Origin of the sequence: Sphingobium sp. DN12, assembly GCF_051058005.1 — a bacterium.
Classification (GTDB): Bacteria; Pseudomonadota; Alphaproteobacteria; order Sphingomonadales; family Sphingomonadaceae; genus Sphingobium; species Sphingobium yanoikuyae.
In genome coordinates this window covers 3412379-3423847 of the sequence record NZ_CP173717.1, presented here as the reverse complement: position 1 = coordinate 3423847, position 11469 = coordinate 3412379, and the positions used below count along the sequence as shown (strand labels likewise).

Genomic DNA, 11469 nt, shown 5'->3' with positions numbered 1-11469 from the left:
TTCGTGGCGCGATGGAGGGTTTGCAGAAGCGCAGCGAGAGCGGCAGTTCGGTGGTCCGTTGATGAAGCTCGTTGGAAAATGCGACGGCGGATGTATGCGGCGCGGCTCAAGCCGGCTGCCATCGCGTCTGCTTCGATAGCGGCAACCTCTTTGTTTGTTAGTCGAATTGTGACTGGCACCGTTTTCTCGAAGTCTACCCGACTCATTTTGAACTACCCACCAGGTGCGAGAAGGCGGCCGCCGAGCACCGTGACGACCGTGTGTACACGGTCCATCCTGCCTCGTTTTTTTGCCTCTGAGATGAGAAGGAAGTGAGATGCTGATGATACGAACGTAGGATGCTTCCGAGCCTCGTCTGATACTGCGAGCGGCTGCGATAGGATATTGGTGCGATTGCGCGGCAGACCTGCGGTACGACGAGCATCGCCACTGATGCGCGAATGGTCGACGCAGCATGCAAATTGGCTGCGGTCGCGCTGCGCTTGCAATAAGAGGAGTGCACGATGAACGGGATATCGCCCCGCGACGCGGACGCGACGAGGAGGGCTGCAGATGAGAGCTGCATTGGATGTTTCCTTCGTGATTTTGGATATGGTGTTAACCGGCTCTTTCGCCAGCTCGCGATCTACCGAGAGATCTGGACGCGACAAAAGCGATTGCCGCTCACGACGGTGACACGATGCCCTGCAGCCTTGCAGGCGCCGGTGCTGCGCAAATCGGCGTAAGGGTCTCGGCCTTCGCGATAATCGGCTGCGATCCTGAGAACCTCAGAAACAGATGGATCATGAGCGATAGCGACTCTGTTCCAGTCCCACCGCCGACCGGACGCCTGCGCGAATTTTTCGGCAAACTCGACTTTGCCCTGCTCGCGCGCATCGAGCCATGGGGGTATCATCCAGCCACAACTGAGAGTCCCATATACCGCCATCACCGCAGCAAACGCTGCGAAAATGGAGAAAAAGGCGTAGAATATCGTGGCACGATAGAAGGCAACCGATGACTGAGGCGCTGAAGCGTGGATACGCTTGATCGCGTCCTGCACCATCGCCCTGACCGCGGCTTCGGAATCTTGCTGGACGTTGGCGAGAATCTGCTGAGATGCATTTTCGACTGTGGTGCGTAGCTGCTCGAGCTGAAAATAGCTGACGACGACTTCGGCCACATAGGACTGGCTTTCGAGCAACTCGGGTGAGCCGGCAGCGAACATCTGGCTGAAGGCCAGATGATCGTGCTCGCTCATCGACCGCCCGAACACCCGCTCGAAAATCGCGTGGATCTCGGGCTTACCCATGGATTTTCTTCAAGACTGAGAGGATTTCGGCCCGAAACTCTTGGGTAAAGACCTGCAAATCACGCTTATGATAAGGTCGGAGGTCGGACGCCCGAGCTGCCGCGAACGAGAGGTCCTCATTTTCCAGCCGAAGGGCTAAGCTCTCTGGTAGCCGCGGAACATAACCCTCGGTTCCGCCACGTTCGAGAAATTCACGCCGCGTGGCGCTGTCCGACCAAAGACTGAGGTCGATATTCGAATCTCGTAGATTGATCATCACAACCATTTTTGCCGGGTCGACGACACTCATCCGATGACGCAAAGAATTAATGCTATCGTAGGATGGATACATCACCCAGAAAACTAGAACATTTCGTCCATTTTCTTCGTTCGACAGGAACCGGTTCCATTCTGTCGCCGCAGTCTTTCGAATTTGCGCTGGGAAATCGATGACTATTGGGGTGCGAGGATCGGTGTCCAGGATCAAATCATATGCGCGCTCCCACTCGGCCGGTTTTTGCCACTCGATGGTATCAACCATATTCGTATCGTGGTAGAAGCGCGCCAGGTTTGCGTTGCTCTCATCAAAATCAAGGCCTCGGAAGCGGCCGAATAGCGTGATAAGAAAATCACTGATCGCGCGAGCAAAAAAGCTCTTACCGACTCCACCTTTTTCACCGTCTACAACGGCCAAAATGGTTAGGCCGAGAATATTAGTTTCGATATCGATACTGTTATGATTTGCAGGTTCTTTTTTCATCTGTTTTCTCGCTTATAGGTTATCGCGCGTGCTATCTTGTATAGATATTGGCGCGCTGCGCGGAGGTAGATCCGTAATTTTGCGACTTTCGGAGGTTTTTTGCTCCGTAGGCGCAAGGCTACTGCCATTACTGTGCGAATGGCGCTGCTGGGCCGCGCTGCTTCGCGGCTGCGGGACTGCCTTCTCAGGCCGATAGATCTCCTGCTTTTCTTTGATCTTGCGCTTACTCTCCTGGCGCACCTCGCCGATGGCTTTGCGAAGCGTGTGAATGCTGACGCCATACTCAGCCATTTTTTCTGCGACCTCGGCATCACGAAGAACATTGGCAGGCAATCGGCCGGCTCTCGGGATGATGATGCGAGCCAACTCCCGGGCCCGTGCCATCTGGGTTGGCGCTTGTTCATTCGTTTTACGCGCGATGAGGTCCGCCAACGCCTTCGCTTCTGCGCTATGCTTGGCCATCGTCCTCTCCAAATGCTGGAAGGGCGTGCAGATATGCGCTGAGCGCAGACTGCAGAATCACCGTGCGCCGGCCGGCTTTTTTTCCGGAAAGTTGTTTACTCTTCAGCGCTCGGTAAATTGCCGACCGTGAAGATGCTGCGGCTGAAGCCGCTTCTTCAATCGTCATCGCGACGTCCCGCCCACCTTCGATGAGCGCGTCATTTTTCTCTTTGTCCACCAGTGTTTACCTCCATGTCTTGATGTGGCGAGACACGGTTAGCAGTCAGCCAAATGGGTGACTTGAGGGGAGGTAAAAATAATTTGGCGAGAAGACTCACCTGTTTTGCGAAAGCTTCAAAAGTTAACTCGAGGCAGAACGATTTGACGATGCAGTGATGCATTGAAGATCGTCGCTGAGGCGATCATCGCAGGAATTGGCGGTCGAGCCCCGTCGGCGCAAAATATGCCGAAGCCTTGTGGAAAAATTCGTAGACTTTCGAGGTCCTGCCAGACAACGGGGGGAGGGGCGAGTTGACCTTTGGCTGGATGATCCGATGGCGCTCACCTGTCGGTGATAAAGAGAAGCGCATCGATTTCTCGCAGGCCATGATCTTCGTCGCGATGGGCGGAAATCTCCCATGCTAAAACGCCCACTCCAGATTTTCTCAACAGGCCTCCGGTGCGGCTTGCTGGTGCCATGGGCCGTTATGTAGTTCGAGCGATCCGGTTTGCGTTGGTTCAATGAGCTTGATCTGCTCTCGTCCCAGGACTGGTTAACCGTATGATCAACATTGAGGCCCTTGCCGCATAGTATCAGTCGATCTCTTTGTCGGGGCCGAGACTGCGAGAGATTCGGCAGCTACGCCCGCACGCCAAGCGGTAATCTTATACCAAGGCGCTGAGTCGCTGGCGCATCACGCCATGGAAATGTTCCAGCGCCGCAATGGGCTAAACCAAAGCCCGATGATTAAGGCTCATCAACCTTTGGTATTGCGACGTCGCGCAGCATGTCGGCAGCAAAGGTTCCATGGTCGCCTATCCTAGGCTGTCAGCTCATACCGCCGTGCCATCTAGCCTTCTGAATCCAAAATGCACCAGGACGACATAAACGGCAAATTCTCAATGCTATTTTCGAGATAATCCCTAAATACTAGGTGGTGAGAATGATGAATTCTTATCGATGGATCTAAGAAGATCTTTGACAGATTGTGCCTTGATATCTCGTTCTAGAATTTTTCCTGCACAAAATTGTATGAATCTAACCAGAGGTCCGCCTTTGGCCGGGGATCCGACATTTTTATTGACGCTGACCGTTGGATTCGCCTTCCACCAAAACGTGTATGTGTTCCGAAGATTCACATAGAGTTCTTCTAGTGCAAGGTCTCTCATTGAAGGGCGTGATCCTGGTCCATTCGCATTTAACAAATCTACTTTGTTCTGTGCTAACCTGCGTAGTTTATAAACGCTGTCAGATAATTTAACGAACTCATCATATATGATTTCGTTACGGTTCACATTGAATATTCCGTATCCGTGGGTATGGCAGACAGGTATACTGCCAGATACACTGAGTCCCTCGTGGAGGGTCTCTTCAATTCCCAGTATCGATATAATTCTGTCCGCGGAGGAAATTAGCATTTCCATCTTCCGCTTATAATCAGCGACGGTTGGAATTCTTTCGTGCTTCAGTGAATCGGCGAAATCTGCAGGCGTGCCAAAAATAAGGGTTCGGCCAACATATTGCCAATAATGCTCGTTTAACTTTGCTTGGAGGTTGAGCCGCACTCGAGCAATGTCATCGCCAGCGCCCTCCGTGCTGACGGGTGTACCAACAAAATTTTCCAGCGCTGGAATATCATCTAATGAAAAGCGGGTCGGATCTATTCTTCTCGCTGCGTCGGTCAGGTCATCAAGTGTTCGCATTTATCAGATCCCATGGAGGAGTGGGTGAGGTAAATTAACCTTATTAACAATGGGTTGAGTGGTTTTTGAAAATGACTCTTTGAGAGCAGGATGGGCCAGATGCGGGAGTGCCCCCTATGGAGCTTGACCTCACAATCTTCCGACATTCCCGGTACATCATACTCAGCGTCAGCATTTGCCCCCAGTTGATTTCGGGCGATGGAGGGAGCGGCTCGCCTGCAATGCGCTCTCCGCATCCATTCGTGCATCTGATACTGCCCCTGAAGGCGGACATTGAATGCTGATTATCTGACTGGTTGCATCGAGCCGCCGATTAAAATGTCGATCAGCGTTGGAACGCGACCGCATCTTGGCAGCAGCGAAGAGGTTCGACGATTAAGGCAATCGCTGGATCGCGTGCGGACAGATGCTAATGGTGCCTCCATGCGCAAACTTATCCTAACCGCCATTATCCTCTCGATGACGTCACCTGCTTTTGCCTGGGGACCCATCGGCCACCGGGTGACCGGCGCCATCGCGGACCGCAATCTGAGCGGCCTGGCCCGTGCTAACGTCCAGCTTCTCCTGGGCGAGGAGGATCTCGCTGAGGCGGCGACCTAGCCCGACGACATGAAATCCGACCCTGCCGATTTCTGGCAAAAGCAGGCCAGCCCATGGCATTATGTGACCGTGCGCGAGGGCGACGCCTATACGAGCGCAGACGCGCCGCCCGAAGGCGACGCGATGAGCGCGCTTGACCGCTTCACGGCGACGCTGCGCAATCCCGCCGCCTCGATCGACGACAAGCGCCTGGCCCTGCGCTTTATCGTCCATATCATCGGCGACCTGCATCAGCCGCTTCATGCCGGCGGCGGCAACGACCGGGGTGGCAATGACATGAAGGTGAGCTGGTTCGTTCGCTCGACCAATCTCCATTCGGTCTGGGACAGCGCGATGATCGAGCAGCGGTCGCTGTCCTATTCGGAACTCGCCGACTGGCTGTCGCGCGCGATCACGCCGCAACAGATCATTGCCTGGAATGATCGCGATCCCGGTACGTGGATCCGCGAGAGCATCGCGCTGCGCAAGACCATCTATCCCACCGATACCAGCCTGTCCTGGGACTATGCCTATCAGCACCGGGTCGAGCTTGATGATCGGCTCAAGCGCGGTGGTATCCGCATCGCCGCCTATCTCAACTGGGTGTTCGAGAATCCGCAGGACCAGAACCCGTCCCAGGCTCAAACTCCCCGCAAGCCTTCAAGGCACAAATGACATGCCACGCGGCACGCGGCACGAACTGTTCGGCATCCTGCTTGGCGGCGATCCCTATACCGTGCTGCGTGTCGCCGATGGTGGGGAATGGCGGCTCGATTGCCCCAGATCCTGCCGGCATCTTCTTGGCCAGAAGGTCCGGGTCGTGGGAACGAGATCCGATTTCGACATGCTCGATGTCGAGCAGATCGAGCCGGCCTGAGCCGCACCGCCGGCTTGCCGCCTTTCAGCGAAAATCCCGTGTCTTGACCTTGATGCCCTCTGTCGGCTGGCCCGGAATGATGCCCGAGCCCAGGCGCAGATCAGGATCGTAAAGATCGCGGGGTCCGCGCCCGAGCGGCCTGTTCGCCGCATCGCGCGGATCGGGGGCCATGGCGCTCTTCACGATATCGGCGCGGCTGACCTGATAGATGCTCGCCACATCCGCCCGCTGCCCGACGCTAGCGAGGAGAGGGGAGAGGTCGTCGAGCCGCTGGGCGATGAGATGGATGACCTCGCCTTCCTTCTGGACCTGGCCGCGCACGCCCATCATCGAGGCGCCGAGCACCACGCGCCGATGCTTCTCGAAAAGATTGGGCCAGACGACGAGATTGGCGACATCGGTCTCATCCTCGAGCGTGATGAACATGGTGCCCTTGGCGGAACCCGGCTTCTGCCGCAGGAGAACGAGACCGGCGAGATTGACCCATCGCCCGTCGCGAATATCCTTGAGCGCGGCGCAGGTCACCATCTTCCGGCGCGCCAATTCGTCGCGCAGGAAGGCGAGCGGATGGGCGCGCAGCGAGAGCCCGATCGCGCGATAATCCTCGACCACTTCCTCGCCTTCGCCCATCTGCGGGAGAATGACGTTCGGCTCAATCGCTTCGGGGCGGAGCTTGCCTGCCCGCGCGTCCGCTGCGGCAAAGAGCGGCAGGGGCTCTTCGCCAAGACCCTTCACCTCCCAGAGGCCGGCGCGGCGCGAGAGCGCCAGCGAACCAAAGCCACCGGCATGGCCGATCCGGTCGAGCGCGCGGCCGCTGACGCCGGCGCGGCGCTGAATTTCCTCGACGCTGGCATAGGGGTCATTGCCCCGAGCCAGGACAATAGCGGCACCATCGGCATTTTTGAGCTCGCGCGCATAGCGCAGGCCGATCCTCAACGCATGATAGCGGCCCTGGGTCGGCTCGAGCGTGCAGTCCCAGCGGCTGTGATTGACATCGATCGGGCGGACCTCGACCCCATGCTGGCGCGCGTCCCGCACGATCTGGGCGGGAGCATAAAAGCCCATGGGCTGGGCGTTGAGAAGCGCTGCGCAAAAGACGTCGGGATGATGGCATTTCATCCAGGAGGAGGCATAGGCGATGAGGGCGAAGGAGGCGGCATGGCTCTCTGGAAAACCGTAGGAGCCAAAGCCCTCGATCTGCTTGAACGTCTGTTCGGCAAAGTCGCGTTCATAGCCACGCGCGATCATGCCGTTGATGAGCTTGTCGCGGAAATGGGACACCCCGCCGGTCAGCTTGAAGGTCGCCATCGCCCGGCGCAACAGATCTGCCTCCGACGGCGTGAAGCCCGCGCATTCGATCGCGACGCGCATCGCCTGTTCCTGGAAGAGGGGAACGCCCAGGGTCTTCTCCAGCACCCGGCGCAGTTCCTGCGTCGGATAGCTGATCGCTTCCTTCCCCTCGCGGCGGCGCAGGTATGGATGGACCATGTCGCCCTGGATCGGGCCCGGGCGTACGATCGCCACCTCGATCACCAGGTCATAGAATTTGGTCGGCTTGATCCGGGGCAGCATCGCCATCTGCGCCCGGCTCTCGATCTGGAAGACGCCCAGCGTATCGGCCTTGCGGATCATCGCAAAGGTGTCGGGATCATCATGGGGAATGGAGGCCAGGTCCATTGCGATGCCCTTGTCATCCTCGAGCAGAGCGAAGGCGCGGCGCATGCAGCCCAGCATGCCAAGGCCCAGCACATCGACCTTCATGAAGCCGAGCGCATCGATATCATCCTTGTCCCATTCGATGATCTGGCGATCGGCCATGGCAGCGGGCTCGATCGGCACCAGCTCGTCGAGCCGTCCCAGGGTCAGAACGAAGCCGCCGGGATGCTGGGACATGTGCCGCGGCGTATTGATGAGGGTGCGGGCGAGCTCGAGCGTCAGCGCCAGGCGCTTGTCGCTCGTGTCGAGGTTGAGTTCCTGTGCATGCTTCGCCTCGACCCCATCGCGCGCCCAGCCCCAGACCTGGCTTGAAAGCCCTGACAGCATGTCTTCGCTGAGTCCCAGCGCCTTGCCCACCTCGCGCACCGCGCCGCGCGCGCGAAAGCGGGAGATGACGGCGGTCAGCGCCGAACGTTCGCGGCCATAGGTCTCGTAAATCCACTGGATCACTTCCTCACGCCGCTCATGCTCGAAATCGACGTCGATATCAGGAGGCTCGCGCCGCTCGGCCGACACGAAGCGCTCGAAGAGCAGTTCGGATTTGACCGGGTCGATCGAGGTGATGCCGAGCACGAAGCAGACCGCCGAATTGGCGGCGCTGCCGCGCCCTTGGCAGAGAATATCCTTCGATCGGGCAAACTGGACGATCGAATGGACGGTGAGGAAATAGGGCGCATAGGCAAGCTCGCCGATCAGCCGAAGCTCATGGGCAAGCTGTTCGCGGACATTGTCGGGAACCCCATGAGGATAGCGGCTCGGCGCCTTTGTCCATGTGAGGCGCTCGAGTTCCTGCTGCGGGGTAAGGCCGCTTTCCCCGATCTCGTCGGGATAGGTGTAGGTGAGCTGCGCCAGGTCGAAGCGGCAGGCCCGCGCAATCTCGACGCTGCGGCGGAGCGGCGTCAGGTCGCCAAGATAGCGGGTGAAAAGCCGCTCCATTTCCGCGACGGATTTGAGATGCCGGTCGGCAAAACGCTCGCGGCGCTGGCCCAGCGTATCGACCGTGCATTTTTCGCGGATGCAGCTCACCACATCCTGCAGCAGCCGGCGCTCGGGCGCATGGTAGAGAATGTCGCCGGTGGCGACGGTCTGCACCCCGGCGCGCGCGGCGAGGCAGCCAAGATCGCGCAGCCGGATCGCATCGCGGGGCCGGCGCCGGATCGAGAGGGCGAGATAGGCGCGGGGCCCGAAGATGGCAGCAAGCCGGTCGAGCGCCTCCTCGCACGCCGCATCGGCGCGGTCGGGCACCAATATGCCGATCATTCCTTCCCCCCAGTCCGCCACGTCCGACCAGTCGAGATGGCAGCTGCCCTTGCCGCCACGGGCCTTGCCGATGCTCAAAAGCCGGCAGAGCCGCGAATAGGCCTCCCGGTCAGTTGGATAGACGAGAAGCGAGGTGCCGCAGACAAGGTCAAGGCGGCAGCCAATGATCGCGCGGCAGCCGGTGACCTTCTGTGCGTCCCAGGCCCGTACGGCACCGGCAAAACTGTTGCGGTCGGTGATGCCTAGCGCAGGCAGGCCCAGCAGCGCGGCAGCCGAGAACAGCTCCTCAGGGCTGGAGGCACCGCGCAGGAAGGAGAAATGGCTGGTGACCTGCAGCTCGACATAGCGGGCGCCCTCAAGATCGTCCTCGAGATCATGGTCGTGATCATTCTCGGACATCATGCAAAGGCACCATGGATGAACCAGCGCATCGGGCCGGTCGACGCCTGCTCACCATCCCCCATGCGGAACAGCCAGTATCGCGCGCCGCTCACCGTCTCGACCTGGAAATAATCCCGCACGGCATAGGGTGTGTCTGCCTCATGGCCGCCCTCACGCCACCATTCGCCATGCAGGCGCTCTGGCCCATCGGCCTGGGCGATCCGATGGCGCCGCCCCCGCCAGACGAACATGGCAGGCGGATGATCGGGCAGCATCGCCATCACGTCGACAGGCTCTGGCGGGACCAGCATGCGGGCAGGCCGGGGAAGATCATCGGCCCAGCCAGCGCCGCCGGCCGATGACAGCGGCGCGACATGCCCGACTTCGCGTTCGGGCATGCTGCTTGCGCGCGGCGCCGAGCGATAGAGGCTGCGCGCGCCAAAGCGATTGGCGAGCGCATCGACGATCGCGGCGAGATCCGGGCCGCGCTCTTCACCGGCAAGGACGCTCCCGACCTGGGCGGCCGCCATGGGCTGGGTGAGCGACGCGACCAGTGCCATGGCCTCGATCCCCATGCCCGGATCAATCGTCTCGATCTTCTGGGAGAGCAGCTTTGCCAAATGACGCACATCGCGCGAGGGGGAAGCAGTCCCGACCCGCACGGCCTGCCTGGCGCCATCGACCCGCTCGAAATGAAGATCGAGCCGGCGCGCGCCTGTCCCCGCGCGCAGCAGGAGGCGGGCAAGATCGGTGCACAGGTCCGCGATGACCTGGCCAATGGCATCGGCGGTACCGATCGGTTCGAGCAGGCTGCGCCGCACGCGCGGCAAGCTGGCGCGGTAGATCGGATCGATGGGTTCGGGCACCTGGCCCAGGGCCTGGTCGAGCCGTTTGTAGAGCTGCCGGCCGAACCGCTTGGCGAGGGGCGCACGCGGCGCGGCGATCAGCTGCTCGATGCGCTCGAACCCCATGCGGCGCAGTTCGCTCACGACGCCCGGCTCGATGCGCAGCGCCGACACCGGCATGATCGAGAGCGCGGCGCGCGTGGCCCCGGGCTCGATGATGTTCGGCCGTCCTGATGGCACAAACCGTGCCACCGCATGGGCGCAACCGGGCGTGTCGGCGACCGCGACCTGGCAGGCGAGGCCCGAGCCACTGACCCGGCGCATCATGTCCTTGAGGAGTGGCACTTCACCCTCGAAAAGATGGGCGCAGCCGGTAATATCGATCCACAGGCCATCAGATGGATCGGGCGCGACGATCGGAGAATAGCGCTTTCCTGCCCACAGAGCGAGCCGGCGCAGGCCCTCAAGATCTCCCTCGGGATCGGCATCCACGACGTCCAGGTCCGGCGCCAGCGACCGGGCGCGCGTTACCGTCATGCCGACGGCTATGCCAAGCCGGCGCGCCTCCTCGTCCACGGCCGCGATCAGGCGGCGGCCATGGTCGGCATGGGCGGTGACGAGGGGCGGTGCGCCGCCTTCAGGCGGCCTGCCGGCTTTGCGACGGATACGATCCGTCGACCAGCGCGGCAGGAACAGCGAGACAACCCGTCTCATCGCTTCCCTCTACGGTCCAGATTTGGGGTTCGGTGCCGCGCGCGCGCTCAAGCGCCAGCGACCAGCGCGGACGCGCGAGACCAGGATAGCCGAGCGCCTGGCTGGGCACGGCGCGCACCCGCCAGCGGGTCAAGGCGGCGCTGCCCTCTGCATAGCTTTCGGGCAGCATGGCGCGGCGAAAGACCATGGCCAATACGCCAGACTGTTCGGCGGCCAGTTGCAGCCGGCGCGAGGCGGTGAGCGACATTTTCCGCAGTTCCCCGACGACACCGCCAAGGCCGGGGTGACGCAAACATTCCTCCATCGCGATGAGGACGTTGGTGTCATTGCCCGCTTCCACGAAGATGACCCGATCGGGGTGGAGTCCGGCGAGATGCAGGGCCGGCGAGAACAGGTCGCGCCAGTGGAGGCACCAGATGATCTGGCCCTGCGACCGCGCGAGAATGCCGGCCAGGAAAATGGTCGCGGCTGCATCGTCGGAAAGGTCCGGACTGCCGGCGACCTCATGGAGCGCGCCGGTCGCTATGCCGCCGCCCGGCAGATGATCGTCAATGGCGTCGATGCCGAAGGGCAGCACCGGATGCCGACCGCCCACGGCTTCCACCTGCGCGATACGCGCACGCAGCTCGTCGAGGATGGCGGTTTTGGACATGGAGGCAGGGACTCGAAAATATATTCCCCATTTGTTCGCTCCAATCCTGCG

Annotated in this window: 9 protein-coding genes and 3 pseudogenes; 3 read left to right on the top strand and 9 right to left on the bottom strand. The window is 60.4% G+C overall.

Annotation, left to right across the window (positions count from 1 at the left end):
- Positions 1-68: 68 nt before the first annotated feature.
- The 5 genes and pseudogenes from ACI6S0_RS16070 to ACI6S0_RS16050 all read right to left on the bottom strand — a co-directional run.
- Positions 69-206 (bottom strand): annotated as a pseudogene (locus tag ACI6S0_RS16070) (plasmid mobilization protein); the annotation flags it as partial.
- Positions 207-625: 419 nt separating this feature from the next.
- Positions 626-1291: a hypothetical protein gene (locus ACI6S0_RS16065; protein WP_037522666.1), complete on the bottom strand. Its 666-nt coding sequence runs from the start codon at positions 1289-1291 to the stop codon at positions 626-628.
- Positions 1284-2030 (bottom strand): hypothetical protein, encoded by a 747-nt coding sequence (locus ACI6S0_RS16060; protein WP_017183557.1) that lies wholly within the window; start codon positions 2028-2030, stop codon positions 1284-1286. Before ACI6S0_RS16060 ends, ACI6S0_RS16065 begins: the two co-directional genes overlap by 8 nt.
- A 12-nt stretch (positions 2031-2042) precedes the next feature.
- Positions 2043-2492 (bottom strand): hypothetical protein, encoded by a 450-nt coding sequence (locus ACI6S0_RS16055; protein ID WP_017183556.1) that lies wholly within the window; start codon positions 2490-2492, stop codon positions 2043-2045.
- Positions 2479-2709: a DNA-binding protein gene (locus tag ACI6S0_RS16050; RefSeq protein ID WP_234780574.1), complete on the bottom strand. Its 231-nt coding sequence runs from the start codon at positions 2707-2709 to the stop codon at positions 2479-2481. The genes ACI6S0_RS16055 and ACI6S0_RS16050 overlap by 14 nt, the downstream gene beginning before the upstream one ends.
- Before the next feature lie 257 nt (positions 2710-2966).
- Between ACI6S0_RS16050 and ACI6S0_RS16045 the strand changes: the two are divergent.
- Positions 2967-3116 (top strand): annotated as a pseudogene (locus ACI6S0_RS16045) (IS5/IS1182 family transposase); the annotation flags it as partial.
- Between the two features lie 498 nt (positions 3117-3614).
- On the opposite strand, the gene ACI6S0_RS16040 reads toward ACI6S0_RS16045, so the two are convergent.
- Positions 3615-4394, bottom strand: coding sequence for a hypothetical protein (locus tag ACI6S0_RS16040; protein ID WP_157784805.1), 780 nt, complete (start codon positions 4392-4394; stop codon positions 3615-3617).
- A 423-nt stretch (positions 4395-4817) separates the two neighbouring features.
- Here ACI6S0_RS16040 and ACI6S0_RS16035 point away from each other — a divergent pair.
- Both ACI6S0_RS16035 and ACI6S0_RS16030 read left to right on the top strand, forming a co-directional pair.
- Positions 4818-5648: pseudogene (locus ACI6S0_RS16035) on the top strand (S1/P1 nuclease).
- A gap of 1 nt (position 5649) precedes the next feature.
- Positions 5650-5850, top strand: coding sequence for a DUF5818 domain-containing protein (locus ACI6S0_RS16030; protein ID WP_037522664.1), 201 nt, complete (start codon positions 5650-5652; stop codon positions 5848-5850).
- Positions 5851-5874: 24 nt separating this feature from the next.
- Here ACI6S0_RS16030 and ACI6S0_RS16025 read toward each other — a convergent pair whose 3' ends face one another.
- Genes ACI6S0_RS16025 through ACI6S0_RS16015 form a run of 3 tightly spaced genes read right to left on the bottom strand, consistent with a single transcriptional unit; the run spans position 5875 to position 11418 of the window.
- Complete coding sequence (locus ACI6S0_RS16025) at positions 5875-9228, bottom strand: error-prone DNA polymerase (RefSeq protein WP_434403659.1); 3354 nt, start codon at positions 9226-9228, stop codon at positions 5875-5877.
- Positions 9225-10766 carry a DUF6504 family protein gene (locus ACI6S0_RS16020; RefSeq protein ID WP_080727362.1) on the bottom strand — a complete coding sequence of 514 codons (1542 nt, stop codon included), beginning with the start codon at positions 10764-10766 and terminating at the stop codon, positions 9225-9227. Before ACI6S0_RS16020 ends, ACI6S0_RS16025 begins: the two co-directional genes overlap by 4 nt.
- Positions 10690-11418 (bottom strand): ImuA family protein, encoded by a 729-nt coding sequence (locus ACI6S0_RS16015; protein ID WP_037522660.1) that lies wholly within the window; start codon positions 11416-11418, stop codon positions 10690-10692. The genes ACI6S0_RS16020 and ACI6S0_RS16015 overlap by 77 nt, the downstream gene beginning before the upstream one ends.
- Between the last annotated feature and the right edge of the window lie 51 nt (positions 11419-11469).

What these genes read in the sequence shown, in the direction of transcription:
- ACI6S0_RS16015 (WP_037522660.1), bottom strand. Translation starts at nt 11,418, where the DNA reads ATGTCCAAAACCGCCATCCTCGACGAGCTGCGTGCGCGTATCGCGCAG.
- ACI6S0_RS16060 (WP_017183557.1), bottom strand. Translation starts at nt 2,030, where the DNA reads ATGAAAAAAGAACCTGCAAATCATAACAGTATCGATATCGAAACTAAT.
- ACI6S0_RS16025 (WP_434403659.1), bottom strand. Translation starts at nt 9,228, where the DNA reads ATGATGTCCGAGAATGATCACGACCATGATCTCGAGGACGATCTTGAG.
- ACI6S0_RS16030 (WP_037522664.1), top strand. Translation starts at nt 5,650, where the DNA reads ATGCCACGCGGCACGCGGCACGAACTGTTCGGCATCCTGCTTGGCGGC.
- ACI6S0_RS16055 (WP_017183556.1), bottom strand. Translation starts at nt 2,492, where the DNA reads ATGGCCAAGCATAGCGCAGAAGCGAAGGCGTTGGCGGACCTCATCGCG.
- ACI6S0_RS16020 (WP_080727362.1), bottom strand. Translation starts at nt 10,766, where the DNA reads ATGAGACGGGTTGTCTCGCTGTTCCTGCCGCGCTGGTCGACGGATCGT.
- ACI6S0_RS16065 (WP_037522666.1), bottom strand. Translation starts at nt 1,291, where the DNA reads ATGGGTAAGCCCGAGATCCACGCGATTTTCGAGCGGGTGTTCGGGCGG.
- ACI6S0_RS16040 (WP_157784805.1), bottom strand. Translation starts at nt 4,394, where the DNA reads ATGCGAACACTTGATGACCTGACCGACGCAGCGAGAAGAATAGATCCG.